Here is a 23,430-nt window from a genome sequence, read left to right on the forward strand (position 1 = left end):
TCACGATACAAGTTTTGCAACCGGTTGCAAATGGTTTTCAAGAAAAAGCGAGGGAGGGCGTCGGAATGGCAGAGATCGGCATTGGCATTCTAGGCGGCGGATATATGGGCAAGGCCCATGCGGTCGCCATGTCCTCGGTTGGGGCGGTGTTCAACACGGCCTTGCGACCACGGTTAGAGATGGTGTGCGCCTCGTCACCGGAAAGCGCTGAGCGGTATCGTCAGGCCTATGGATTCGCGCGCTCGACAGATGACTGGCGTGTGTTGGTGAACGACCCGAAGGTCGAGGCCGTTGTGATCGCCACGCCTCCGGAAACACATCGCGAGATCGCTCAGGCAGCGTTTGCGCTGGGCAAACCTGTGCTGTGTGAAAAGCCTTTGGGCGCGTCGCTGGAGGATGGTGCGGCGATGTCAGCAGCGGCCGAGGCCTCGGGCTTGGCCAACATGGTTGGTTTCAACTATATCCGCACCCCGGCCAGCCAATACGCTCGCGCTCTGATAGCCGAAGGAGAGATCGGCGACATCACATGGTTTCGGGGTGAGCATACCGAAGATTTCTACGCGCACCCTCAAGCCCCGGCAACCTGGCGTACAACAGGAATGTCGAACGGAACGATGGGTGATCTTGCGCCTCATATGATCAATGCCGCACTGGCTTTGATCGGCCCGATTTCACGCGTGATGGCCGAGGTCGAAACCGTGCACAATAGCCGCCCGGGTGGCGAAGTTGACAATGACGACCACGCTCAGATGATGGTGCGGTTCGCGAACGGAGCAATGGGATCGATCTATATCAGTCGAATCGCGACTGGGCGCAAGATGGGCTATGCCTATGAGATCAGTGGCACCAAGGGTGCGATCCGCTTTGATCAGGAAGACCAGAACGTTTTGTGGCTCTACCGTATGGAGGGTCCCGAAGCTGAGCGTGGCTTTCGTAAGATCCTGACCGGCCCTGCGCACCCGGACTATGAGCCGTTCTGTCAAGGGCCGGGCCATGGCACGGGCTATCAGGATCAGATCATCATCGAGGCGCGAGATTTCCTGCGCGCGATCGAGACAGGTAAACCGGTCTGGCCGACCTTCCACGACGGGCATGAGGTCAACCGGGTCGTCGCTGCGGCATTGGCATCGTCAGCGGATGAAAGCTGGAAAAATATCGAAGATTTCTGAGCATCGGAGACAAGACAAGATGAGCATCAGAATTGGCAATGCGCCCTGTTCCTGGGGCGTGGAATTTGCGCAGGACCCGCGCAATCCGCATTGGAAAACCGTTCTCAGCGAATGCGCTGCGGCCGGGTATAAGGGTATCGAATTGGGCCCGGTGGGCTTCATGCCCGAAGACCCTGCGGTGCTGGCCGATGCGCTGGCCGAGCATGATCTTGAACTGATCGGCGGCGTTGTGTTCCGCAACTATCACGACCCCGACGCGTGGGAAGACGTGCTGGACGCCACCCACCGCACCGCTCGCGCATTGAAAGCGCATGGGGCGAAGCACATGGTGCTGATCGATGCGATCTCACCCCGCCGCGCGCCAACCGCTGGTCGCGCCGATGAGGCTGAGCAGATGGACAAGGCCGAGTGGACGGCGTTCCGGGATCGGATTTCTGAAAGCGCGCGGATCGGGTCCGAGGAATACGGGCTGACCGTTGGGATGCACGCTCATGCTGCGGGCTTCATGGACTTTGAACCTGAACTTATCCGTTTGCTGGACGAGGTCGATGAAAGCCTTCTTAAAATTTGCTTCGATACGGGGCATCACTCTTATGCCGGGTTCGATCCGGTCGGCTTCATGAAGCGCTACGTTGATCGGATCTCGTACATGCACTTCAAGGATATCTCTCCGACAGTGAAAGCGGATGTAATTGCCAATCGGACGGGCTTCTATGATGCTTGCGGGCAGGGGATTTTCTGCAATCTGGGTGAAGGCGACGTAGACTTTCCAACCGTTCGCCAGGTGCTGCTGGACGCAGGTTTCACAGGATGGTGCACGGTCGAGCAGGATTGCGACCCAACGCTCGACCCTGATCCTGTAGGGGACGCGCGGAAGAATCGTGAATACCTTGAATCAATTGGTTTCAGTTAAGGAGGTCCAGACCATGACCAAGCTGAAATGGGGCATGATCGGAGGCGGCGAAGGTAGCCAGATCGGACCGGCGCACCGGCTGGGAGCGCTGGCGGACGGGCATTTCCAGTTCACCGCCGGAGCGCTGGATCACAGGCCTGACATTGGTCGCGAATACGCCCAACGATTGGGTATCGCGGCAGACCGAGCCTACGGCGACTGGACCGAGATGCTGGAAGGTGAGCGCGGGCGCGAGGATCGGATTGATCTGGTCACTGTAGCCACTCCAAATGCGACGCATTTCGAGATCACCAAAGCCTACCTTGAGGCCGGGTTCAACGTGCTGTGCGAAAAGCCCATGACCATGACGGTGGAAGAGGGCGAAGAGATTGTCAAAGTCGCCGAGAAATCAGGAAAGATTTGCGCGGTAAACTACTGTTACTCGGCTTATCCGATGGTGCGTCAGGCTCGTGCGATGGTGCGCGCAGGTGAGATCGGCAAAGTCCGTCTGGTCGTTACCAATTTCAGCCACGGCCATCACGGAGACGCCACCGATGCTGACAATCCACGCGTGCGCTGGCGCTATGATCCTGCGATGGCGGGTGTTTCCGGGCAGTTCGCTGATTGCGGTATCCACGCGATGCACATGGCCGGATTCATTGCGGATGATGAGGTTGAGACCCTATCTGCAGATTTTGCTTCAACCATTGGCAGCCGTGAACTTGAAGATGATGCCATGGTCAACTTCCGCACGACAAAAGGCGTTGTTGGCCGGTTGTGGACCTCTTCGGTCGCCATCGGTCGGCAGCACGGGTTCGACATTCAGGTGTTCGGAGAAACCGGCGGTCTTCGATGGGCGTCGGAGCAGCCGAACCAGCTTATCTACACGCCTGTTGGTGGTCGCCTGCAGATCATAGAAAAAGGCGAAGGCGGGCTGCATGAAGACGCGCAACGACTCAGCCGGGTGGCGATTGCGCATCCCGAAGGGTTCCCGTTGGCGGTTGCGAATATCTATTGCGATCTCGCAGATGCAATTGCCGGGGAAACCCGCGACGGCTTGCCCAATGCGGCAGACGGCGTGCGGTCGATGGCGGCTGTGCATACAGCGGTCGAGTCGGCGAAACAGGGCAGCGCGTGGATGGATGCACGGCCACCGATGTTTCGTTAACTCTCAGATACGGGGCGCAATGTGCCCCGTTCCACCACCGAGCATGGGAATATCCGTGCCTCCGGATATCGGTCGGGTTCGTTCAGGGTTGCCACCATCAGCTCAATCGAAGAACTCACGATTTGCCGGATCGGCTGATGGATGGTGGTGAGATCAATATTCTCCCACCGTGCCATTTCCATGTCGTTCAGGCCGATGATGCCGATGTCTTCGGGCACCTTTAGGCCACTATCCAGAATCGCGGACAACACCCCGATGGACAACACGTCATCGCCGCAGAAATATGCATTAGCCCGCTCAGATTGGAGCAAGCGTAGCATTTCCTGACGACCTGCATCGAATGAGTAAGCCTCAGCAAACGAGCAGGTCACATCAATGCTAGGATGCCGGGCCATCTCTGACATGAAGCCCGCATGGCGATCCTGAGTCGAGGTCGCCGCCTCGGGCCCGCCTAGAAAGGCTACTTTCGTATAACCACGCGCGACCAGCTCGCGGGCCGCCATGCGTCCGCATTCCACATTGTCAATCCCGACCACATGAACCTGCGGTGAAGAGGATGACCGGCCAAAGCTGTGCACCACTGGTACGCCGGCATCCCGAAACGCTTTTGCGAAGCCGGGCGGCAAGGTCGACGACGCTACGACAACGCCATCGACCGAATACTGGCGCAGCATTCGTACCGAATTTTCGGGTTCAACCTCGTCGGTCAGATTCACCAGCAACGGGCGCAGGCCTCGGTCCTGCAGCCCCCTGGTAAAGAGGTCGAAAACTTCAAGAAATATCGGGTTGTGGAAGTTGTTCGAGACCAGCCCGATCAGCTTAGTTCGGCCTGTGGTCAGAGATGAAGCCAGTGCATTTGGGCTGTATCCCAGCTCACGCGCGGCCTTCTCGACTTTTCGGCGCATCTTGTCAGAAACCGAGGCCCCATCGGTGAAAGTGCGCGACACCGCCGAGCGTGAAACGCCGGCGCGTTCTGCAACCTCTTTCAATGTGACAGCCATGATCCGTCTGACCTTCCTGCGTTTAGTGGCAGTCCTTTTACCTGTATTCTTTGGCAGATACAGTATGAAACACATTTGACACCGTTTGCAACCGGTTGCAAAATTTTGACAGATATGCTCTAACTCGAGTCGGAGAGGTGCGAAGGACTGCCTCAATCCGCGATAACATGAGTTTTGGGAGGACATCATGACTTCACTGACGAAGAAGTTGGCGCTGGCGGCGGCGGTAGCTGCGACGCCTCTGATCGCAGCCACGGGCGCTGCGGCGGAAGGTGAGAAATACATTCTGGTCAGCCACGCGCCAGACAGCGATAGCTGGTGGAACACGATCAAGAACGGCATCGCGCTGGCAGGCGACCAGATGGGTGTCGAAGTCGAATACCGCAATCCGCCCACTGGCGACCTTGCCGATATGGCGCGGATTATCGATCAGGCGGCTGCTTCGGGTCCGAACGGGATCATTACCACGTTGGCGGATTATGATGTGCTGAGCGGACCGATCAAATCGGCGGTCGATGCGGGCGTTGATGTCATCATCATGAACACTGGTACGCCGGATCAGGCCCGTGAAGTTGGTGCCCTGATGTATGTGGGGCAGCCCGAATATGATGCCGGATTTGCTGCAGGCCAGCGCGCCAAGGGTGACGGCATCGGCTCGTTCCTTTGTGTGAACCACTATATCGTTCAGCCCTCAAGCCAGGAACGTTGTCAGGGCTTTGCAGACGGCTTGGGCATTGAACTGGGGGATCAGATGATCGACGCCGGCCAGGACCCAGCCGAGATCAAGAACCGCGTGCTGGCCTATCTGTCGGCGAACCCGGATACTGATGCGGTTCTGACACTGGGTCCAACCTCGGCTGATCCGACAATTCTGGCGCTGGAAGAAAATGGTATGGCCGGTGACATCTATTTCGGCACCTTCGATCTGGGTGGTGAGATTGTCAAAGGCATCAAGTCTGGCGTGATCCAGTGGGGAATTGATCAGCAGCCCTTCCTGCAGGCTTACCTGCCGGTTGTTGTGATGACCAACTATCACCGCTATGGCGTTTTGCCGGGCAACAATATCAATTCGGGTCCCGGCTTCGTAACTGCTGATGGTCTGACCAAGATCGAAGAATTTGCTGGCGAGTACCGCTGATTCTTACAGCGCGGGCGCCCCGCCAAAGCGGCGCCCGCCAACAACTATCTGACGCAAAATCACTGCTTAACTCGGAGGGGCGTTCTAATGAGCGAGTCTGCTCAAAACACGGCTGTAACCGACGAACGGATTAAAGAAATATCGCCGCTGCGCAAGGCCTTGATCCGGCCTGAACTTGGCGGGATGGTTGGCACCGTTGCCGTCTTCACCTTCTTTCTTTTGTTCGCTTTTGACAGCGGCATGTTCAACGCACAGGGCATGATGAACTGGTCGGTTGTCTCGGCGCAGTTCATGATCATCGCCGTAGGTGCGTGCCTTCTGATGATTGCCGGTGAGTTTGACCTGTCAGTCGGGTCGATGATTGGCTTTTCGGGCATGATGATCGCAATTTTTTCGGTCACGCTGGCGTGGCCGGTCTGGATGGCAATTCTCGTCACGTTTGCAATGGCGGTGGCAATCGGCGCGCTGAACGGTTGGATCGTGATCCGGACTGGTTTGCCCAGCTTTATCGTAACGCTGGCCTTTCTGTTCATTTTGCGCGGCTTTACAATCTTCCTGCCGCAGGTGATTGAGCGCAAAACTATTATCGGCGGTGTGAAAGACGCAGCCGAAGGCGATTGGCTGGCGCCGATCTTTGGTGGTAAAATTTTGCAGGGATTGTTCCAATGGCTCGGGGATGCCGGGATCATCGCCGTATTCGAGCGTGGCACCCGCGCCGGTCAGCCAGTTGTGGATGGTATTCCAATGCTGATCGTTTGGGCGATCGCACTGATCATCTTTGGTCACGTGCTGCTGACCAAAACGCGGTTCGGCAACTGGATCTTCGCCTCGGGCGGGGATGCTGAGGCGGCGCGCAACTCGGGTGTGCCTGTGAACCGGGTCAAGATTCTGATGTTTATGTTCACGGCCTTCTGCGCCACTGTCTTCGCTGTCTGCCAGGTGATGGAGTTCGGATCGGCTGGTGCTGACCGGGGTCTGCTAAAAGAGTTCGAGGCGATCATCGCCGTGGTCATCGGCGGCGCGCTTCTGACCGGAGGATACGGCTCGGTACTGGGCGCGGCGCTGGGCGCGTTGATCTTTGGCGTGGTGCAACAGGGGTTGTTCTTTGCCGGTGTCGAAAGCTCGCTGTTCCGGGTCTTCCTTGGGGTGATCCTGCTTGGGGCTGTGATCCTCAACACCTATATTCGCCGCATCATCACGGGAGAGCGTTGATATGAATCCCGAACATGAACCCATCATCCAGATGAAAAACATCGAAAAGCACTTCGGCAGCGTGATCGCGCTGGCGGGTGTCTCGGTGGACGTGTTCCCCGGTGAATGCCACTGCCTTCTCGGCGACAACGGCGCGGGAAAGTCGACCTTCATCAAGACCATGTCGGGCGTGCACCAGCCCACCCACGGAGAAATTCTGTTCGAAGGCCACCCCATGCATTTCGCCGACCCGCGTGATGCCATCGAGGCCGGGATCGCAACCGTACACCAGCATCTGGCCATGATCCCGCTGATGTCGGTCTCGCGCAATTTCTTCATGGGCAATGAGCCGGTAAAGAAGGTCGGACCTCTTCACTTTTTTGATCATGACTATGCCAACAAGGTCACGATGGAAGAGATGAAGAAAATGGGGATCAACTTGCGCGGCCCTGATCAGGCGGTGGGCACGCTGTCAGGTGGTGAACGCCAGACCGTCGCCATCGCGCGGGCGGTGCATTTCGGGGCGAAGGTTCTGATTTTGGATGAACCGACCTCGGCCCTTGGGGTGCGCCAAACAGCCAACGTTCTGGCGACCATCGACAAGGTGCGCAAGCAGGGTATTGCAGTGGTCTTTATTACTCATAACGTCCGCCATGCGTTGGCAGTGGGGGACCGGTTCACGGTACTCAACCGCGGTCAAACGCTGGGTACGGCGCAGCGTGGCCAGATCACCCCGGAAGAGCTGCAGGACCTGATGGCCGGTGGTCAGGAGATGGTCGAGCTTGAAGGCAGTCTGGGCGGAACCGTCTGATACTTTTTTGCCCCGCTGGCTGTGCTGGCGGGGTGACTACTTCTTCTCGAAGTACAATATGACTTCACCCAGCCTTACGCCAAAACGCGAAACATAGGCTCGGTTCAATAACCGGTCATCCGACAACAACCACATCCAGTCATCAAAATTGACACGCATGGTGCCGTCTTTGACGGGCAGGTCGATTTTGTACTTCCAGTTAAACGTATCGCCCCTTTCGACCCCACTGGCTGTGCCCAGCACACCGGGAGCGGTGCCGGTCCAGGTGTCATCGCCGGTCTTGGTCAGGGTCCAAATCCGTTGTTCGGTCGCACCATCGTCATAGACGAAATCTTCGACAAGCGTCAGAGTCTCTCCGTCCCATGTGCCGTCAATATCGACCTGGAAGCGACGCGGGACATTACCTAGTACATCTTGAAACTGACCATAAGCGACAGTCTTACCTTCGAAGAACTCTTCAAGGTTCAGCTGACGATCTGACAGAAACGATTTTGGTATACGCGGTTTGGCCGAGCAGGCGGCGAGGATGGCCAACCCCGTGATCGCGACACCTGCAATAAGGGTACGGCGGGCGATCATTGCAAAACCCTCAGCTCAGAGTCTGCATCGTGGCCGTTTGCGCCATGCAGATGGGTGGATTTCACTTCAGGCGCAGGGCGCATCGTGGCGACCAGCTCGGCCACCTTGATCCCGAATTTTCGCATCTCGGACCGGTTCATGATTACACCGTTCTCCGTCAGATACATCCAGTCGGTCACATCCAGTGTATGCCCGCCCGCGTCCTCGGGCAGGATGATGCGATAGGTCAGCTTGACGGTTGAGCCCGAAATCACGCCTTTGCCCTCGCCGACAATATCGTCCGCTGTTGCGGTGAAAGTGTTGCCCGTGCCCAACGTCAGATGCCATTTGCGGGTCATCTGTTTGCCGTTGGAATAGGTGAAATACTCGGACAGCGTACCGGTGTTGCCGTCCCATTCGCCCACCATACGCGCGACAAAGCTGTTCGACATCTTGCCATTCGGGCCATAGATCAATCCTTCGGACAGGATTTCGCCATTCAGGTTCTTTTTGAGTGAAAACTCAGGTCCGGTTCCGCTGTAGTCGGAGGGTGATTGCGAGCGGAAACTGAGGAACCGGTTCTTCACAGCAAACAGCGCAAAAATCGCAAGCAGACAGATCAGGAGCGTTTTCATTTGGCAGAGACCTCTGTCGGGAGGGTCAGGACCATGCCAAACGCTCCGAGTTTCAAGATGCAGGGCAGCACCGCATAGGCGAGGGTGAGTGTATTCAAAGCCTCGGCAGAATTGGCCTGTCCAGGTGTAAAGCCGCTGCGTTCCAGTAGCGGCAGTGTGAAAAAGGCGGCCAGAGCTAGACCCAGCTTGCCTGCGAAGGACCAGATGCCGAACGCAGCAGATGCGTTCAGCCCGGCCCGGGTCAGAACGACCGAGAACATTGCTGGCAGGACAACCATGTCCGCCCCAAGCGCCGCGCCGGATGCGAGGCATATGATGGCGAAACCGACGAGATTCCCAGGGGCTAGAAGAGCGGCCCCGACAAAGCCGAGAATGGCCAGCGGCATGGCGATCATCAGAGTCTGTTTCGGGCCAATCCGATTGCTGAGCCTGGCCCAGAACGGAACGCTGAGCCCGGCGCTGAGGAAGAACAGGATCAGCAATGGCCCCGCTTTGCCTGGCAGTTGCAGCCGATCTTCAACAAAGAACAGAAACAGGGTCGAGGTGATGGCGACGGGCAGGCTGTTGACCAACGCAAGGGCAAGCAGACGTAAAGCCCCAGCCTGTCCTAGGCCTGCAAAGGACAGCCCTTGACCGGTGATCGGCGTGCGTCGCCACATTGGCAGAGTAACAGCCAGAGTCACAACGCTCAGAAGCCCGAGAAACATTCCAAAGGCCGGATACCCTTGCGCGGCTGCGCCAAGCGCCACGAACACAGCGGGCGCTGCGGCTGCTATGATAACTCCGGTCAGTTGTCCGCCTTCGCGGAAGGCGGCTAGTGTCATCAGTTCCTTCGCGCTAGCCTGTTTCGCCAGCGTGGCGCTGCGGCCATAAAGCAAGATGGTCCCGAGGCTGTAGGCCGAGAATAACAGGATCAGAATAGACACTAATGCGGCGATACTTGCCCCTTCTGGCAAACCAAACAGCAATGGGAATCCAATCGCCAGACCCAGCGCAGAGGCGGCGGCAAACAACATTTGCCCACCGGGCCAGCGATCAATGGCCCAGCCAATCAGTGGATCTTGCACCAGATCGACCAGCCGAATGACCAGCAGAATGGTGCCAATGACCCCCAGCCCGATACCGAGATTCACGGCTGCAAAGCGCGGCAGGTGGATGTAGAGCGGGATACCTGCTGCAGCAAGCATCAGCGCATAGAGGCTGACACGCGGGTACAGCATCACTGCCCCTTCAACTGCTGTGTGAACGAGGCGGATCGTGTATTGTTACCCAGAAAAATTGACATGAAGCTGCGTGTGATACCCGGATTTGTCAGGGTGCAGGTTTTGCTTCCGTTGCGCCAGAAGCTGACGCTGTTGGGGCCTTGCGCGATGGCCAGATAGCTATCGCCTTTGCTGACCGCCTGAAAACAGCCCTGCAATTGGGCTTCCGTCGGCGCAGAATTGCCTTGTCGGGCCATCTCTTCCAGTGTCGACTCGACCAGCGCTTTTTGTTTCAGGTTTTTTCGATAGGTCAATTGTAGGCCGAAATTCTCGTTCCAGCTGAATGCGGCACCGCCGGGCGTGTAAAGCTTGGCGTCATAGAGCGGCAGCCCCAGAAAACGGAATGTCCCGGTGCCGCGCAGCTTAGGGTCTTTGATTGCATCCGACAAAGGCGAAGCCGCCAGTCCGCCGGGGACCATCAGCGCCAGTGACAGCAGCGCAGCGCAACAGGTTCTATACGCTTGCCGAAACAGCGAGGTCCGTTTCAGGGATACCATTGTCAGCTCCGATGCTCTGCGGGATGGCGGTGAGGCGCTCGACAACATGCATTGCGCTAGCAATCCCGTCTTCGTGGAAACCATGCCGGTTATACGCCCCGGCAAACCAGGTTCGGTTCTGTCCCTGCATCTCGCGGATTTGCCCTTGCGCGCGCAGGGCGGCTTTGTCGAACACCGGATGGGCGAACTCGACCTCGTCATAGATTTTGTCCGCTGGAATGTCTGATGCGGCGTTCAGGGTCACAAACAGCGGGTCACTGTCGGGGATATTCTGAAGCCGATTCATCCAATATGTGACCCCAACATTGCCCTTTTGCGATCGATAGGTCCAACTGGACCAGCAAGCACGCCGCCTGGGCATTTGGCGGGGATCACAGTGCAGGATAGCTTTGTTCGGTTGATATCTAATCGCGCCGAGCGCCGCTTTTTCCGCTTCGGTCGCTGCATCACCCAAGATGGCGAGAGACTGATCGGAATGGGTTGCCAGTATGATTTCGTCAAACAGAGCGGCCTCACCTCCTGCATGGACGGTGACGCCCAGATCATGCCGCTCGATCCGCTGCACGGGTGCGGACAGTCTGATGTCAGCACCGCGCGCACGTAGCGCAGTTTCGATCCGGCGGACATATTCGATGCTGCCGCCTTTCACGGTGTACCACTGGTGCTGATTGGCACGGCCCGAGGCCAGCAGCGCGTGATTGCGGAAGAACTGCACCAGCGAGCGGGCTGGGAACTGATCGACGAACTCGACCGGAGTTGACCAGATCGCGCCGCACATCGGCATCAGATAATTGTGCCGGAACCAGTGGCCGAGACGCAGTTGATCCACAAGCTCACCGATCGTGGTGTCGTCGTCCTGCGCGGCTTCGGGGGCCTCTTTGCCAAACCGCAGGATATCGGCGATCATCTTGTAATAGGCTGGACGCGCGAGGTTGCGTTTCTGCGCGGTCAAAGTGCGCAGATTGTTCAACCCATATTCGATGCGGCCATTGTCGATAGTTGCGCCAAAGCTCATCTCACTTTTGGTAACTGGCACGTTCAGCTCATCAAACAGCCGGGTCAAATAGGGGTATGTGACATAGTTGAAGACGATGAAACCGGTATCTACCGGCTGATCTCCGTTCTTTCCGGCGATCACCGTGCGGGCGTGGCCGCCCAGTCGGGGCTCAGCCTCGAACACGGTTATATCGTTGTCTTCGGAAAGGTAATAAGCTGCGGAGAGACCTGAAATGCCTGCGCCTATGACTGCGATTTTCTTGCGTACGCCCCGGGTTTCGTCGAACATTCCATCCTCGTTATTCGGTATTTACAACAAGATACGCAGGGAATGAGCCTTTGGATCAACCGCGTTAGAAGTTTTTTTCCGACGCGCTATGTTGTGTTATCTGGCCGAATGCTACGAGCGCTGGGCGTGATCCATTGCTGCTGTCAGAACGTATTCGACCTAACTAGTACGAAAAAAGACTTACGCATGAGCAGTTTTGACGGAAAAACCTATTGGATCATTGGCGCCAGCGAAGGGCTGGGCCGTTGCTTGGCCGAAAAGCTGAGCCGCGAAGGCGCGCATCTGATCCTTTCTGCTCGCAATGCCGAGCGATTGGATGAAATCTGTGGCACCTTGCCTAATGCACGTGCTGTACCGATGGATGTGACTGATCTCGACACTGTGCGCCGCGCTGTGGTGGAGGCTGGCTCAATTGACGCGCTTGTCTACAACGCAGGCGCCTATGAGCCGATCAGTACGTCAGATTGGAGCACCGATGCCGCCTTGGCGATCAGCGATGTGAACTATTCCGGTGCGCTTCGGGTGTTGGGTGAAACCGTCCCAGGATTTGTGGGCTCAGGCAGTGGTGATATCACGCTGATCGGGTCGCTTGCCGGGTATCATGGGCTTCCCAATGCGATCTCGTACGGGGCCAGCAAGGCTGCGCTGATCTCGCTGGCCGAGACCATGCGGCACGATCTGGCAGGGTCAGGCGTGACGGTGCGCATTGTCAATCCGGGGTTCATCAAGACCCGTCTGACCGACAAGAACAGTTTCAAAATGCCGATGCTGATGACACCCGAAGATGCGGCCGATCGCGTAGTGCGCGCCATGTCCCGTCGCCGGTTTCGAACCGATTTCCCGGCACCGTTCTCATGGGTTGTGCGCCTGATCGATTATTTGCCCGATATTCTGGTGTACCGGGGAAAGTGACCCTATCCGCAGGTAAGCCTCTGAATTGTGCCTGCGCCGTTCACATAAACGTTCAGCCGGTCGATGCGATAATCCTGCGTGGCAATATCATCCGGGCCCAGAACGCGCGACCGTTCAGGCAGTTGGGCTTGTATGGTTGAAACCGGCTCACCAATAGTGTTCGCAAACGGTTCTCCCTTGCAAAATGCAAGATCAACCGGTGCCTCCTCTAGTTCAAGCGCCGCGTCCTGCGGTGCAGAGGTCTCAGAACATGCGGTCAGAAGAATTAGGATCGGAAATAAACGGTACATTGGCGCAGGGCTTTCTGGTGATGTCGTTTCTGAAATATCAAAGATTTAGCCAACCTGTCATGAAAGCGCAGTTGAAAAAACCCTGTATTTGACGCAGGGTCGGGCAAAACAGACAGGGAGACAAGCACCATGCGTACCCGTGCCGCCGTCGCCGTTCAGGCAGGCAAACCTTTGGAAGTGATGGACGTAAACCTTGAAGGCCCCAAAGCGGGCGAGGTTCTGGTCGAGATCAAGGCGACAGGCATTTGCCATACCGATGAATTCACCCTGTCGGGCGCCGACCCTGAAGGCTTGTTTCCCGCCATTCTGGGCCATGAAGGCGCAGGTGTCGTGCTTGAGGTCGGCCCGGGTGTAACCAGCCTGAAACCCGGCGATCACGTCATCCCGCTTTATACGCCCGAGTGCCGTGAGTGCGAATACTGCCTGCATCCCAAGACCAACCTGTGCCAGGCAATTCGCGAAACCCAAGGCCAGGGCCTCATGCCGGATGGCACCTCGCGTTTTTCTACGTTGGATGGCGATCCGATCCTGCACTACATGGGCTGCTCGACCTTCTCGAACCATACGGTTCTGCCTGAAATCGCGCTCGCCAAAGTGCGTGAGGACGCGCCCTTTGACAAGATCTGCTATATCGGCTGCGGCGTGACCACCGGAATTGGCGCAGTGATCAACACTGCCAAGGTAGAAATTGGCAGCCGTGCCATCGTGTTCGGTTTGGGCGGTATCGGCCTGAACGTGATTCAGGGCCTGCGCCTGGCTGGCGCGGATCAGATCGTGGGCGTTGATTTGAATCCAGCCAAGGTGGAAATGGCGACCAAGTTCGGCATGACCGATTTCGTGAACCCCTCTGAGGTCGAAGGTGATCTGGTGCCGTATCTGGTCAACCTGACCAAGGGCGGCGCGGATTATACCTTTGACGCCACAGGCAATGTCGGCGTAATGCGCGCGGCGCTGGAATCGGCTCACAAAGGCTGGGGTGAATCGATTATTATCGGTGTGGCTCCTGCGGGTGCCGAAATCTCGACCCGACCGTTCCAACTGGTAACAGGCCGCTCATGGCGTGGCACCGCGTTTGGCGGAGCGCGTGGACGCACCGACGTCCCGAAAATCGTGGATTGGTACATGGACGGGAAGATCGAGATCGACCCCATGATTACCCACACCATGGGCCTGGATGACATCAACCACGGTTTCGACCTGATGCATAAGGGCGAGAGTATCCGATCAGTGGTCGTCTACTAAGGCTCTATAAGGGCTGAAATGGATTACACGGCGCGCTGCAATGCGCGCCGTTTCTTATTCTCCGGGCCTCGTCGCTCCAGTATCTGACCGGGGCGACCTGACGCGCAGCACAGGCGTATTAGCAGAGGTAGTGTTTGATCGGCTCTCACGCCAGACCACAAAGACGCCGGATGCAATGATGACGCTCGCACCAACCGCGACCCAGATATCCGGATGCTCGCCAAAGAAAATCACGCCGAAGATCGTGGCCCAGATGATCTGGCTGTATTGACTGGGCGCAATGACGCCGGCGGGGGCGGCGCGATAAGCAAGGATGATCAGGTGCTGTGCGATTACCGAGAACACCCCGACAAACGCCATCATCGCCAGATGCAGCAATGATGGTGGTTGATAGACTGCCGGTTGGGCGACGCTCATGACGGCGATGGCCAGCAGCATAGGATAAAGGATTAGGACGGCAGAGCGTTCTTCATTCCCGATTTTGCGGACAAGAACCGAAGCAAATGCGCTGCAGAAGGCTGCTGCCAGAGCCGCTAAATGGCCCGAGGTGATTTCGGTTGCGCCAGGGCGCAGGACGATCAGGACGCCGATCAGGCCGACGCCCACGGCCGCCCACCTTTGGGCACGGACCACCTCACCCAGAATCGGAATCGACAGAACAGTTACGATCAGCGGAAAGGAAAATAGCAGCGAATAGACTTCGGCCAGCGGCAGCACCGAAAAAGCGTAGAAGGCACAAGACATGGCCATGATCATCGTCGCTGATCGCAACAGCACCAACCACGGATGCCGCGGCAGGAAATTCCCAGTGGTCCGATCGGCCAGAATTGTTACTGCCATAGGGACAAAGGAAAACAGCGTCGCAAAGAAGATGATCTGCAAAACCGAATAGGTGCCACCCAGCACCTTGATCAGCACGTCATGCGTCGCGAAGACGGCAAAGCCTAAGAACGCAAAGGCAAGCCCACGAAGGGTGGAGTTCTGAGCGCTCATGACAAAAGCCTCAATCATAGATGGATCGTTTGGGGTGTTTGATGTTTGCTTAGACCCAAATTGGTCTGACGGGTAGCCCTTATTTTATCGCTAACATTCTTTTGCAGGCAGGGTTGCAGATTTTGCAATACGCAGGAAACGGGTCGAGTCCAAAACAAGCGTTTGCCATGATCATCTCAAATCAAGGAGAAACATCATGCACGGAATTTCAGCCCTACCAACACAGCAGGTTCAGGCATATCGCGCCGGTGCCCCGGATGGATATGGAAACCCACCAGAGCGTGCGATTTCCAATGGGGCGGGCAACCCATGCCGTCATTGTTTGAAATACATACCGGAAGGCAAAGAGATGCTGGTGTTGGCGCACCGACCCTTCCCGGAAACGCAGCCTTATGCAGAGACTGGACCGATCTTCCTTTGTGCCGGCCCCTGCGCGCGCTATGAAAGTGAGGATGTGCTGCCCGAGGCGTTGACCGACTCGCCCAACTACCTGATCAAAGGGTATGGTCCGGACGACCGAATCGTCTATGGAACCGGGATCATCACCCCACAGGCGCTGTTGCATGAGGCGGCTAAAAAAATATTCTCCCGCGCTGATGTCGCTTACATCCACATCCGATCTGCTCTGAACAACTGTTATCACGCACGGATCGATCGTGTCTAAAGCTTGACGCGGTGCATCCCCCGATGTGGTTGGTTCGGGTCGTTGACAGTTGCGTCGTCGACCCGACTGGAGGTCAACGCAAGGAACACATCCTCAAGATCAGCTTCTTCAGTGCGGACGTCCTGGATGCGAATATTGGCCTGACGTACAGATTCCAGCACCTGCTCGGCTGTAGTTAAGTTGCTGTGGTATTGCAGCACAAGGTCGCCGTTCTCACGTTGCGCTGCAATCACGTTATCCGCTACAGGCAGAGTCTGTATGGGGCTATCCGGCACGATCACCATGGTTCGGCTGTCCATGCGGCCCAGCAGATTGGCCGTGCTGTCTTGTGCGATCTTTTCGCCGTGATTGATAATGGCGATCTCGTCACACATCTCTTGCGCTTCTTCCAGATAGTGCGTGGTCAGGATGATGGTCATGCCCTGTTCGTTCAGCTTGCGCACATTGGCCCAAAGCATCTGTCGCAGTTCGATATCCACACCCGCCGTGGGTTCGTCGAGCACCAGAATCTTGGGATGGTGCACCAGCGCCTTGGCCAGCAGCAGGCGCCGCCGCATTCCGCCCGAAAGCGTGCGCGCATAGGCCTCGGCCTTGTCGGCAAGGCCAACGAGGTCGAGGATCTCATCGCTTCGCCGATCAGACTTGGGAACACCGTACAGCCCGGCCTGAACTTCTAATGCGCCTCGAGGTGTAAAGAACGGATCAAGGTTCAATTCCTGAGGCATCACGCCGATGGCGGCGCGGGATTGGCGCGGGTTTTGATCCTGGTCGAACCCCCAGATCGAGACGCTGCCAGACGTTTTGACCACCAGCCCCGCCAGAATGTTGATCAGGGTCGATTTGCCGGCTCCATTCGGGCCAAGCAGACCGAAAACGGACCCCTGCGGTACCGTCAGGTCGATCCCTTTCAAAGCCTGTTTCTCGGGCTGGCCCTTGCCGCCGCGATAGGTCTTGCGCAGTGATCTGATTGTGATTGCCGCATCGGACATGTGGCCCTTGCCCCCGGTTTGCTCATCGCCCATAAACGCACCTAATACATGCCCGCGAGGCCGACAACCAAAGAAGGATCGCCAGCCGTGACCATCGAAGCGCCGGAAACCAAGATTGTCGAAAATACCCGCGTCGCCTGCGATGGTGGCGAGGGTGCGCTGGGTCATCCGCGCGTCTGGCTGCAGATTCCCGAAGACACTGGTTGGGTCGAGTGCCCCTATTGCGATTGCAAATACGTGCTGCGTGGTGAGGACTCTGGTCAGGACGCGTAAGGGCGACCAGGACGGCAGGCGGTCGTAACTGGCGAGGATGGATAATGCTGTTCACAGCCAAAACGATTGACCTTTCCGACAGCCAGCCAATCGCGAACGGGACTGTGCGCAGTGTCTATGACTTTCCCGGTCATCCTGAATTACTGATCAAAGTTTTTACCCGGTCCCAAGATCGTGTCTCGCACAGGCTTGGCAAGCGACTGGCATGGAAACTGTTCCCCGAGGCGCAGTATCGCAGCACGCTAAAAGAGCTGGAATGCGAACTGCGGGTATCGCTGAAACTCGGGACGGAAATTGAGCGTTCACCCCTGTCCAGGATGTTGGGCGTGGTTCAGACGACGCATGGGGCGGGGGTTGTGGTTGAGCGCATTTCTGGCCTTGATGGCGGGCTTGCACCAAAGCTGTATGAAGTCTGCCGCAGTGGATTGGACGCCCCGGTTTTGGAAGCGTTGAATGCATTCGTTGGGCAGATGTTTGACCTTCACATCGTCGCGCGCGACGTCAAAAGCTCGAACATCGTCTATGGAACGCGGGGGGCGGGCCCAGCCTGTTTCCTGATCGATGGATATGGTGAGCGGAACCTCATCCCACTACGCAGCCTGTCCCAACGTCTGAATGATCGCTCGCTGAACAAACAGTTCGCGTTGATCGCGCAAAAAGCAGGTTTGGCTTGGAATGCGGATAAGCGCACTTTTTCGAATAGCTAAGACCAGACCACGGGCAAATTAGGTCGCAACGAATTGGCCAGGTGGCCTCGTCTTTCGTGCAGCCCTTCTGTACAACTTGGCGCAACCCAGCGCAGGAGCCTAATATGACCACCACCCAATTCGGAAAAGGCTGCCATCTGCATCTGATTGATGGATCAGCCTTTATCTTCCGCGCCTATCACGCTTTACCGCCGTTGACGCGGAAATCGGATGGGCTACCGATTGGGGCGGTATCGGGGTTCTGCAATATGCTGCAGAAATATGTCGAAGGGAACGCCGGGCCGGATGCGCCGACCCATGTTGCGGTGATCTTCGACAAGGGCTCGCATACGTTCCGTAATGATCTGTATGATCTCTACAAGGCCAATCGTGAAGCGATGCCCGAAGATTTGCGCCCGCAAATGCCGCTGACTCGCGAAGCCACCAGGGCGTTCAACATCGCCTGCAAAGAACTTGAAGGCTATGAAGCCGACGACATTATCGCGACCCTCGCCGTTCAGGCGCGTGAGGCTGGTGGGCGGGTGACCATCGTCAGTTCTGACAAAGACCTGATGCAGCTTGTGGGCGGCGGTGTCGAGATGCTGGATGCGATGAAGAACAAGCGGATCGATCGCGATGGGGTGGTTGAGAAGTTCGGCGTCGGGCCCGAGCGGGTTGTCGATGTGCAGGCTTTGGCCGGGGATTCGGTGGATAACGTACCGGGCGCTCCGGGCATTGGTGTGAAGACGGCGGCGCTGTTGATCAATGAATATGGCGATCTGGAAACCCTGCTGGATCGCGCTGAAGAGATCAAACAGCCCAAGCGCCGCCAGACTCTGATCGAAAAGCGCGACCAGATCGAGCTTTCGAAGAAACTTGTGCAATTGGACGAAAACACACCGTTGGATTTCACTCTGGATGACCTTGAGGTGAAGGATCCCGATGCTGAGACTTTGATGAAGTTTCTGGCAGAGATGGAATTTCGTACGCTTACCAAACGCATTGCTGACAAGCTGGGCGTCGAGTCCCCCGTCATCCCCGAGATATCCACGCCTGAGGCGGAGTCACAGGCCGAAGACGTCCCATTTGATGCATCGAAATACGTATGCGTGCGCGATGCTGCGGCATTGCAGAAATGGATCGATCAGGCCTACGAGCGCGGCTGGGTTGCGGTGGATACCGAGACCACCGGCTTGAATGAGATGATCGCCGATTTGGTCGGGATTTCGCTATGTGTCGAGGCGGGTGAGGCTTGTTACATCCCGTTGACTCACCGTGAAAGCGCGACCGATGATCTGTTCGGATCGGATGCGCTGGCCGATGGACAGATGCCGCTGGATGCGGCTCTAAACTTGCTGAAACCGATGTTTGAGGATCCGTCGATCCTGAAGATCGGACAGAACATGAAATACGATGCCAAAATCTTTAAGCGATATGGCGTCGACGTCGCCCCCATCGACGACACGATGCTGATGTCCTACGCCATGCATGGCGGTGAGCATGGGCATGGCATGGATACGCTATCTGAACGCTATCTGAGCCATACGCCGATTCCCATCAAACCTCTGCTTGGCTCGGGCAAGTCTGCAATCACTTTCGACAAGGTGCCGATTGACGAGGCCACGGCCTACGCTGCCGAGGATGCGGACATCACCCTTCGCCTGTGGAAATTGTTCAAGCCGCAGTTGCATCAGGTGCAGGTGACGACGGTGTATGAAACACTTGAACGTCCATTGGTGCCGGTTCTCAAAGAAATGGAGATGCATGGCATCAAGGTCGATCGCGATGTTCTCAGCCGAATGTCAAATGCATTTGCGCAGAAGATGGCCGGATTAGAGGCTGAAATCCACGAATTGGCGGGTGAGAACTTTAACGTCGGTTCGCCAGCGCAACTGGGTGAAATCCTGTTCGACAAAATGGGGCTTGAGGGCGGCAAGAAGGGCAAGACCGGTAAGTACTCGACCGGGGCGGACATTCTTGAGGACCTTGCAACGGAACATGAATTGCCGCGCCGGGTGTTGGACTGGCGGCAGCTTTCAAAGTTGAAATCGACCTACACCGACGCGTTGCAGACCCATATCAATCCTGATACGGGCCGGGTGCATACGTCATATTCGATCACAGGGGCGAATACCGGCCGTTTGTCCTCGACCGATCCGAACCTGCAAAACATTCCAGTGCGGACCGAAGAAGGCCGCCGTATTCGCGAGGCGTTCATAGCCGAGCCCGGTAATGTGCTGGTCAGTCTCGACTATAGCCAGATTGAGCTGCGGATTCTGGCCCATATCGCAGATATTCCGACCCTGAAACAGGCCTTTGCCGATGGTTTGGACATTCACGCGATGACCGCGTCCGAAATGTTTGACGTACCGCTGGACGAGATGACGCCGGATATCAGGCGGCAAGCCAAGGCGATCAACTTTGGTGTGATCTACGGCATTTCGGGCTTTGGGCTGGCGCGCAATCTGCGCATTCCCCGGGCGGATGCGCAGGGTTTCATCGATCGCTATTTCGAACGTTTCCCGGGCATCCGGCGCTATATGGACGACACGATCGCGTTTGCCAAAGAGAATGGCTATGTCCAGACCCTGTTCGGCCGGAAAATCCATACACCTGAGATCAATGCCAAGGGGCCGCATGCGGGGTTCTCGCGTCGTGCTGCGATCAATGCTCCGATCCAAGGGACGGCAGCAGATGTGATCCGGCGCGCGATGGTGAGGATGCCGGATGCGATCAACGGCTTGCCCGCCAAGATGCTGTTGCAGGTGCATGACGAATTGCTGTTCGAAGTGGCCGAAGAGGCCGTGGATCAGACCATCTCGGTCGCGCGCGCGGTGATGGAAGGGGCAGCAGATCCGGCAGTGAAGCTGGATATTAAGCTGGTCGCGGATGCCGGACAAGGCGCGAACTGGGCCGAGGCCCATTAGGGGCGGCGCTGCTCATCAAGCCCTGCGGGCCCTCTTTGCAGCGGGTCAGGCTTCTGGCCTGACCAGGCGGGCGATCAGGCGTTTTACAAAAGGGCCCAGCGTCAGGATGACGGTGAAGGCGATAGGCCAGCAAAAGGCCCAAGAGGCCATCCAGTCTCCGAGTGTTGAAGGGCTGAAGCCGATAGCTTTGAGCGTGGCAATGCCGGTGACGACGCAGGACATCAGGCCGGACATGATCAAGGCGAATAGGGGATTGGCATAGCGGGCAGATATCATGCGGGGCATCCTTGGCGTGTCGATGCCCTCAATTGCGCCATTTCAGTCTGAAAATCCAGCGTTCATGCAGGGTTTAATACTGTATCCAAGCCAGTGAGTCCTCAGTCCGCCGGGTTGAGGGGTTGTATTCGGCGCTGACCCAGCCGCTGTAATCCGACTGGTCCATCGCAGCAAACAACGCGGCAAAGTCCATTGTACCCAGTCCGGGTTCCGAGCGATCCGGCGCAGCCCCGATCTGTGCATGGACAATATGGGGCTGAAAACGGTGCCAAATCGCCAGCGCGTCGCCGTGGATCATCTGCGCATGAAAACTGTCATATTGTAGGCCGACATTTGCGCGGTCGACGCGGTCCAGCACTTCGGCGGCCAGATCATAATTGTTCAGGAAGTAACCGGGTTGCGATACGGGGTTGAGCGGTTCGATTGTAAACCGCTGTGCCGGCGCAAGATCTGCCGCCCATTGCAGGTTCTCGACAAAACAACGCAGGGCCTCGGGGCCGGAAGCGTATCCGGCCATAACGTGAATCATCTCTGGCCGCAGCACATCCGCGTAGCGCAGAACGCGCCGGATATCGGACTTAAACCTGTCAGAGCTGCCAGGCATGGCGGCGTAACCCGGTTCACCGCCGGTATAATTCGGGGGCGGGGCGTTGATCAGCACCAGATCAAGCCGGCTGGACAGCAGCGCGCGGCGGGTCTCTTTGGCCGCGAGGCCGTAGGGGAAGAGAATTTCAACAGCCGTAAACCCGGCCTGCGCGGCGGCTTGAAACCGGTCGAGATAGGGCAGTTCTGCAAACAGCAGTGAAAGATTGGCGGCAAATCTGGGCATCGGGCATCCGGTGTCGAACTTTGCAGAGCCTAGCGATCACGACGGCCACGTGAAAGAGACTGAAAACGACAGATTGTCGAAAATCGGCCAGATAAAGGCTTTCGAATCAGGGACCATCAGGCTCAAGCGGTATCCCGTTGCGAGGGCCGCGCCAACAATAAGGTCTGATCACGATGGCCATGAGCCCTGAACCCGCGCGCGGGACCGCTATAGCTGTATCTGACGGTCGACAGACCGCGTTCACCGGAAATACGCTGGCGGTGGCTTCGATGCTGACGTGGGCGGCGGGGTTCCCGGCGGCTGAGATCCTATTGCAAAGCTGGCCACCTATCGCACTGTTCGCGGCACGGATGTCTCTTGCGGTGTTGGTCATGGTACCAATCTGGCTGATTCTGGACGGACCGGCTCAGGTATTGCGCGCCCGTTGGGGCCATGCCCTCCTGGTCGGCGGTTTGGGGCTAGGGTCGGGGATGTTCCTGATCCTTGTAGCGCAGAAGCTGACCGACCCAGTTACCGTTGCCATTATCGCCTCGTGTGCGCCTTTGATCGCTACGATCATGGAGCTTGTGGCGGGAACGCGGCGATTGCGCTGGAGCTTTGCGCTGGGATTGGTGATTTCAATCATTGGCGGCCTGATTGCCACCAGCGCGGTGGCACCGGCACAATTAGGACTGGGCGCGATGTGCGCAGTGGTGTCTACCGCGCTGTTCTGTTGGGCCAGCATGGCCACTGCGCGCGACTTCCCCGAGCTTAGCCAGTTGGGCCGTAGCACCATAACCTTGGTCGGAGGATTGTCGACCGCAGCCATTCTAGTACCGTTATCCGGATTGCTTGGGCTAGAGGTCATGCCTACACGCCCCGTAGATGTGGCGCAGATGGGTATGTTGGTGTTCTACGCACTGTTCTCACTGGGCCTGAGCCAATTTTTCTTCATAGCATCAGTGGGAAAACTAGGGGTCGCCCTGGCGTCATTCCACATCAATATCGCACCATTTTATGTGATGGTGATCATGATGGCGCTGGGCGAGGACTGGAACTGGACCCGCGCGCTGGGCGCGTCGCTGGTGGCGCTTGCGGTCGTGCTGGCGCAGGACCGCAAACCGCGACCGGTTCAATCCTCTAGCACATCGGATGCGATCAGTGGGAAAAACTGGCCGTCCGACCAGACACCAAACCAACCGTCGTGATGTCTGGCGATCTCGACCAACCGGTAAAAGCTCTTGCGATCAATGCGCGCCTCAAGATTCGCGCGCACCAATATGTAGGGTGAGGGCTCATCAGTTTCCGTATTTAGGACAATGCGTATCGGGTGATCGGGCCCGGCGATGGCTGTATCGCCCACTTGCGTCGTAAAAGTCAGACGTTGGGCTTCGCCTTGTACCTCATGCTCAAAATCAACGGCAACAAACGGCGCATCCTCGACGGTGATTCCCACCTTTTCAGCGGGAGTGACGAGAAAGTACCTACCCTCTTCTTTCTTAAGAATTGAGGAAAATAGCTTAACAAGCTCGACCCTGTTGATCGGTGACCCTAGATAACTCCAAGTACCATCTTTGGCGATCCGAATGTCCAGATCGCCACAAAACGGAGGATTCCATAGGTGAACGGGCGGCAAACCCCGCGTTTTGGCCGCTTTGACCGAAGCCGCCAGACCGTCTGGTGAAGGGGTCACGGGTTTTTGTCCGCTCATTGCTTTTGCCATTTCCTCTCAGCGCGATACACTTCAATCATAACAGTCCACG

General features: G+C 57.2%; 25 protein-coding genes. 13 read left to right on the plus strand and 12 right to left on the minus strand.

Annotation, left to right across the window (positions count from 1 at the left end; all coding sequences use genetic code 11):
- Positions 1–65 precede the first annotated feature (65 nt).
- The 3 genes from AC2TEM_RS19855 to AC2TEM_RS19865 are packed head-to-tail and all read left to right on the plus strand — an operon-like array spanning position 66 to position 3,229.
- The gene (locus AC2TEM_RS19855; protein ID WP_170395018.1) at positions 66–1,169 is read left to right on the plus strand and encodes a Gfo/Idh/MocA family protein; all 1,104 of its coding nucleotides are present in this window, start codon (positions 66–68) and stop codon (positions 1,167–1,169) included.
- Between the two features lie 19 nt (positions 1,170–1,188).
- Positions 1,189–2,082 carry a sugar phosphate isomerase/epimerase family protein gene (locus AC2TEM_RS19860; protein WP_170425992.1) on the plus strand — a complete coding sequence of 298 codons (894 nt, stop codon included), beginning with the start codon at positions 1,189–1,191 and terminating at the stop codon, positions 2,080–2,082.
- Between the two features lie 13 nt (positions 2,083–2,095).
- Positions 2,096–3,229, plus strand: a complete 1,134-nt coding sequence (locus AC2TEM_RS19865; protein WP_170425994.1) for a Gfo/Idh/MocA family protein — start codon at positions 2,096–2,098, stop codon at positions 3,227–3,229.
- Here AC2TEM_RS19865 and AC2TEM_RS19870 read toward each other — a convergent pair.
- Positions 3,226–4,230, minus strand: coding sequence for a LacI family DNA-binding transcriptional regulator (locus tag AC2TEM_RS19870; protein ID WP_170425996.1), 1,005 nt, complete (start codon positions 4,228–4,230; stop codon positions 3,226–3,228). The genes AC2TEM_RS19865 and AC2TEM_RS19870 overlap by 4 nt on opposite strands.
- A gap of 187 nt (positions 4,231–4,417) precedes the next feature.
- On the opposite strand from AC2TEM_RS19870, the gene AC2TEM_RS19875 reads away from it, so the two are divergent.
- From AC2TEM_RS19875 to AC2TEM_RS19885, 3 genes are all read left to right on the plus strand, one after another.
- Positions 4,418–5,368, plus strand: coding sequence for a sugar ABC transporter substrate-binding protein (locus AC2TEM_RS19875; RefSeq protein ID WP_170395010.1), 951 nt, complete (start codon positions 4,418–4,420; stop codon positions 5,366–5,368).
- Positions 5,369–5,455: 87 nt separating this feature from the next.
- Positions 5,456–6,580 (plus strand): ABC transporter permease, encoded by a 1,125-nt coding sequence (locus tag AC2TEM_RS19880; RefSeq protein ID WP_170408588.1) that lies wholly within the window; start codon positions 5,456–5,458, stop codon positions 6,578–6,580.
- Position 6,581: 1 nt separating this feature from the next.
- Positions 6,582–7,370 (plus strand): ATP-binding cassette domain-containing protein, encoded by a 789-nt coding sequence (locus tag AC2TEM_RS19885; RefSeq protein WP_170395006.1) that lies wholly within the window; start codon positions 6,582–6,584, stop codon positions 7,368–7,370.
- 36 nt (positions 7,371–7,406) lie between these two features.
- On the opposite strand, the gene AC2TEM_RS19890 is transcribed toward AC2TEM_RS19885, so the two are convergent.
- The 5 genes from AC2TEM_RS19890 to AC2TEM_RS19910 are packed head-to-tail and all read right to left on the minus strand — an operon-like array spanning position 7,407 to position 11,607.
- On the minus strand, positions 7,407–7,949 hold the full coding sequence (locus tag AC2TEM_RS19890; RefSeq protein ID WP_170425998.1) for a DUF3833 domain-containing protein: 543 nt from the start codon (positions 7,947–7,949) through the stop codon (positions 7,407–7,409).
- On the minus strand, positions 7,946–8,563 hold the full coding sequence (locus AC2TEM_RS19895) for a DUF3833 domain-containing protein (protein ID WP_170426000.1): 618 nt from the start codon (positions 8,561–8,563) through the stop codon (positions 7,946–7,948). Before AC2TEM_RS19895 ends, AC2TEM_RS19890 begins: the two co-directional genes overlap by 4 nt.
- On the minus strand, positions 8,560–9,783 hold the full coding sequence (locus tag AC2TEM_RS19900; protein WP_170426002.1) for an MFS transporter: 1,224 nt from the start codon (positions 9,781–9,783) through the stop codon (positions 8,560–8,562). Before AC2TEM_RS19900 ends, AC2TEM_RS19895 begins: the two co-directional genes overlap by 4 nt.
- Complete coding sequence (locus tag AC2TEM_RS19905; RefSeq protein ID WP_170426004.1) at positions 9,783–10,322, minus strand: hypothetical protein; 540 nt, start codon at positions 10,320–10,322, stop codon at positions 9,783–9,785. Before AC2TEM_RS19905 ends, AC2TEM_RS19900 begins: the two co-directional genes overlap by 1 nt.
- Entirely contained in the window at positions 10,279–11,607 is a 1,329-nt protein-coding gene (locus AC2TEM_RS19910) for an FAD-dependent oxidoreductase (RefSeq protein ID WP_170426006.1), read from the minus strand. The genes AC2TEM_RS19905 and AC2TEM_RS19910 overlap by 44 nt, the downstream gene beginning before the upstream one ends.
- A gap of 186 nt (positions 11,608–11,793) precedes the next feature.
- On the opposite strand from AC2TEM_RS19910, the gene AC2TEM_RS19915 reads away from it, so the two are divergent.
- Positions 11,794–12,519, plus strand: coding sequence for an SDR family NAD(P)-dependent oxidoreductase (locus tag AC2TEM_RS19915; RefSeq protein WP_170426008.1), 726 nt, complete (start codon positions 11,794–11,796; stop codon positions 12,517–12,519).
- Between the two features lie 2 nt (positions 12,520–12,521).
- On the opposite strand, the gene AC2TEM_RS19920 is transcribed toward AC2TEM_RS19915, so the two are convergent.
- Positions 12,522–12,809, minus strand: coding sequence for an I78 family peptidase inhibitor (locus AC2TEM_RS19920; RefSeq protein ID WP_170394986.1), 288 nt, complete (start codon positions 12,807–12,809; stop codon positions 12,522–12,524).
- 129 nt (positions 12,810–12,938) lie between these two features.
- Between AC2TEM_RS19920 and AC2TEM_RS19925 the strand changes: the two genes are divergently transcribed.
- Positions 12,939–14,051 (plus strand): S-(hydroxymethyl)glutathione dehydrogenase/class III alcohol dehydrogenase, encoded by a 1,113-nt coding sequence (locus AC2TEM_RS19925; protein ID WP_170394983.1) that lies wholly within the window; start codon positions 12,939–12,941, stop codon positions 14,049–14,051.
- A 54-nt stretch (positions 14,052–14,105) separates the two neighbouring features.
- On the opposite strand, the gene AC2TEM_RS19930 is transcribed toward AC2TEM_RS19925, so the two are convergent.
- The gene (locus AC2TEM_RS19930; protein ID WP_170426010.1) at positions 14,106–15,044 is read right to left on the minus strand and encodes a DMT family transporter; all 939 of its coding nucleotides are present in this window, start codon (positions 15,042–15,044) and stop codon (positions 14,106–14,108) included.
- Between the two features lie 196 nt (positions 15,045–15,240).
- On the opposite strand from AC2TEM_RS19930, the gene AC2TEM_RS19935 reads away from it, so the two are divergent.
- Positions 15,241–15,708 (plus strand): DUF1203 domain-containing protein, encoded by a 468-nt coding sequence (locus AC2TEM_RS19935; protein ID WP_480856377.1) that lies wholly within the window; start codon positions 15,241–15,243, stop codon positions 15,706–15,708.
- Here the strand turns inward: AC2TEM_RS19935 and AC2TEM_RS19940 are convergent.
- Positions 15,705–16,697 carry an ABC transporter ATP-binding protein gene (locus tag AC2TEM_RS19940; protein ID WP_170426214.1) on the minus strand — a complete coding sequence of 331 codons (993 nt, stop codon included), beginning with the start codon at positions 16,695–16,697 and terminating at the stop codon, positions 15,705–15,707. The genes AC2TEM_RS19935 and AC2TEM_RS19940 overlap by 4 nt on opposite strands.
- 87 nt (positions 16,698–16,784) lie before the next feature.
- Between AC2TEM_RS19940 and AC2TEM_RS19945 the strand changes: the two genes are divergently transcribed.
- The 3 genes from AC2TEM_RS19945 to polA all read left to right on the plus strand — a co-directional run bounded on the left by AC2TEM_RS19945 (position 16,785) and on the right by polA (position 20,583).
- The gene (locus AC2TEM_RS19945; RefSeq protein ID WP_170426216.1) at positions 16,785–16,970 is read left to right on the plus strand and encodes a zinc-finger domain-containing protein; all 186 of its coding nucleotides are present in this window, start codon (positions 16,785–16,787) and stop codon (positions 16,968–16,970) included.
- 44 nt (positions 16,971–17,014) lie between these two features.
- A complete protein-coding gene (locus AC2TEM_RS19950; protein ID WP_170426014.1) occupies positions 17,015–17,677 on the plus strand; it encodes a YrbL family protein in 663 nt (220 codons plus the stop codon).
- Positions 17,678–17,781: 104 nt separating this feature from the next.
- A complete protein-coding gene (polA, locus tag AC2TEM_RS19955) occupies positions 17,782–20,583 on the plus strand; it encodes a DNA polymerase I (protein WP_170426016.1) in 2,802 nt (933 codons plus the stop codon).
- A 45-nt stretch (positions 20,584–20,628) separates the two neighbouring features.
- Here polA and AC2TEM_RS19960 read toward each other — a convergent pair whose 3' ends face one another.
- Positions 20,629–20,859, minus strand: coding sequence for a DUF2798 domain-containing protein (locus tag AC2TEM_RS19960; protein ID WP_170426018.1), 231 nt, complete (start codon positions 20,857–20,859; stop codon positions 20,629–20,631).
- A gap of 73 nt (positions 20,860–20,932) precedes the next feature.
- The gene (locus AC2TEM_RS19965) at positions 20,933–21,688 is read right to left on the minus strand and encodes a hydroxypyruvate isomerase family protein (protein ID WP_480856378.1); all 756 of its coding nucleotides are present in this window, start codon (positions 21,686–21,688) and stop codon (positions 20,933–20,935) included.
- A gap of 179 nt (positions 21,689–21,867) precedes the next feature.
- Between AC2TEM_RS19965 and AC2TEM_RS19970 the strand changes: the two genes are divergently transcribed.
- On the plus strand, positions 21,868–22,875 hold the full coding sequence (locus tag AC2TEM_RS19970) for a DMT family transporter (RefSeq protein WP_480856379.1): 1,008 nt from the start codon (positions 21,868–21,870) through the stop codon (positions 22,873–22,875).
- On the opposite strand, the gene AC2TEM_RS19975 is transcribed toward AC2TEM_RS19970, so the two are convergent.
- Positions 22,800–23,378, minus strand: a complete 579-nt coding sequence (locus AC2TEM_RS19975; protein ID WP_480814852.1) for a DUF1285 domain-containing protein — start codon at positions 23,376–23,378, stop codon at positions 22,800–22,802. The two genes, AC2TEM_RS19970 and AC2TEM_RS19975, sit on opposite strands and share 76 nt — an antisense overlap.
- Positions 23,379–23,430 lie beyond the last annotated feature (52 nt).

The organism is Ruegeria sp. HKCCD3925 (genome assembly GCF_057221175.1).

Excerpts from the sequence above, each read along its gene's own strand:
- AC2TEM_RS19940 (WP_170426214.1), bottom strand. The coding sequence starts at position 16,697 with ATGTCCGATGCGGCAATCACAATCAGATCACTGCGCAAGACCTATCGC.
- AC2TEM_RS19960 (WP_170426018.1), bottom strand. The coding sequence starts at position 20,859 with ATGATATCTGCCCGCTATGCCAATCCCCTATTCGCCTTGATCATGTCC.
- AC2TEM_RS19935 (WP_480856377.1), top strand. The coding sequence starts at position 15,241 with ATGCACGGAATTTCAGCCCTACCAACACAGCAGGTTCAGGCATATCGC.
- AC2TEM_RS19875 (WP_170395010.1), top strand. The coding sequence starts at position 4,418 with ATGACTTCACTGACGAAGAAGTTGGCGCTGGCGGCGGCGGTAGCTGCG.
- AC2TEM_RS19905 (WP_170426004.1), bottom strand. The coding sequence starts at position 10,322 with ATGGTATCCCTGAAACGGACCTCGCTGTTTCGGCAAGCGTATAGAACC.
- AC2TEM_RS19970 (WP_480856379.1), top strand. The coding sequence starts at position 21,868 with ATGAGCCCTGAACCCGCGCGCGGGACCGCTATAGCTGTATCTGACGGT.
- AC2TEM_RS19890 (WP_170425998.1), bottom strand. The coding sequence starts at position 7,949 with ATGATCGCCCGCCGTACCCTTATTGCAGGTGTCGCGATCACGGGGTTG.
- AC2TEM_RS19950 (WP_170426014.1), top strand. The coding sequence starts at position 17,015 with ATGCTGTTCACAGCCAAAACGATTGACCTTTCCGACAGCCAGCCAATC.
- AC2TEM_RS19865 (WP_170425994.1), top strand. The coding sequence starts at position 2,096 with ATGACCAAGCTGAAATGGGGCATGATCGGAGGCGGCGAAGGTAGCCAG.
- AC2TEM_RS19855 (WP_170395018.1), top strand. The coding sequence starts at position 66 with ATGGCAGAGATCGGCATTGGCATTCTAGGCGGCGGATATATGGGCAAG.
- AC2TEM_RS19880 (WP_170408588.1), top strand. The coding sequence starts at position 5,456 with ATGAGCGAGTCTGCTCAAAACACGGCTGTAACCGACGAACGGATTAAA.
- AC2TEM_RS19975 (WP_480814852.1), bottom strand. The coding sequence starts at position 23,378 with ATGAGCGGACAAAAACCCGTGACCCCTTCACCAGACGGTCTGGCGGCT.
- AC2TEM_RS19885 (WP_170395006.1), top strand. The coding sequence starts at position 6,582 with ATGAATCCCGAACATGAACCCATCATCCAGATGAAAAACATCGAAAAG.
- AC2TEM_RS19895 (WP_170426000.1), bottom strand. The coding sequence starts at position 8,563 with ATGAAAACGCTCCTGATCTGTCTGCTTGCGATTTTTGCGCTGTTTGCT.
- AC2TEM_RS19925 (WP_170394983.1), top strand. The coding sequence starts at position 12,939 with ATGCGTACCCGTGCCGCCGTCGCCGTTCAGGCAGGCAAACCTTTGGAA.
- polA (WP_170426016.1), top strand. The coding sequence starts at position 17,782 with ATGACCACCACCCAATTCGGAAAAGGCTGCCATCTGCATCTGATTGAT.
- AC2TEM_RS19870 (WP_170425996.1), bottom strand. The coding sequence starts at position 4,230 with ATGGCTGTCACATTGAAAGAGGTTGCAGAACGCGCCGGCGTTTCACGC.
- AC2TEM_RS19900 (WP_170426002.1), bottom strand. The coding sequence starts at position 9,783 with ATGCTGTACCCGCGTGTCAGCCTCTATGCGCTGATGCTTGCTGCAGCA.
- AC2TEM_RS19915 (WP_170426008.1), top strand. The coding sequence starts at position 11,794 with ATGAGCAGTTTTGACGGAAAAACCTATTGGATCATTGGCGCCAGCGAA.
- AC2TEM_RS19860 (WP_170425992.1), top strand. The coding sequence starts at position 1,189 with ATGAGCATCAGAATTGGCAATGCGCCCTGTTCCTGGGGCGTGGAATTT.
- AC2TEM_RS19910 (WP_170426006.1), bottom strand. The coding sequence starts at position 11,607 with ATGTTCGACGAAACCCGGGGCGTACGCAAGAAAATCGCAGTCATAGGC.
- AC2TEM_RS19920 (WP_170394986.1), bottom strand. The coding sequence starts at position 12,809 with ATGTACCGTTTATTTCCGATCCTAATTCTTCTGACCGCATGTTCTGAG.
- AC2TEM_RS19965 (WP_480856378.1), bottom strand. The coding sequence starts at position 21,688 with ATGCCCAGATTTGCCGCCAATCTTTCACTGCTGTTTGCAGAACTGCCC.
- AC2TEM_RS19930 (WP_170426010.1), bottom strand. The coding sequence starts at position 15,044 with ATGAGCGCTCAGAACTCCACCCTTCGTGGGCTTGCCTTTGCGTTCTTA.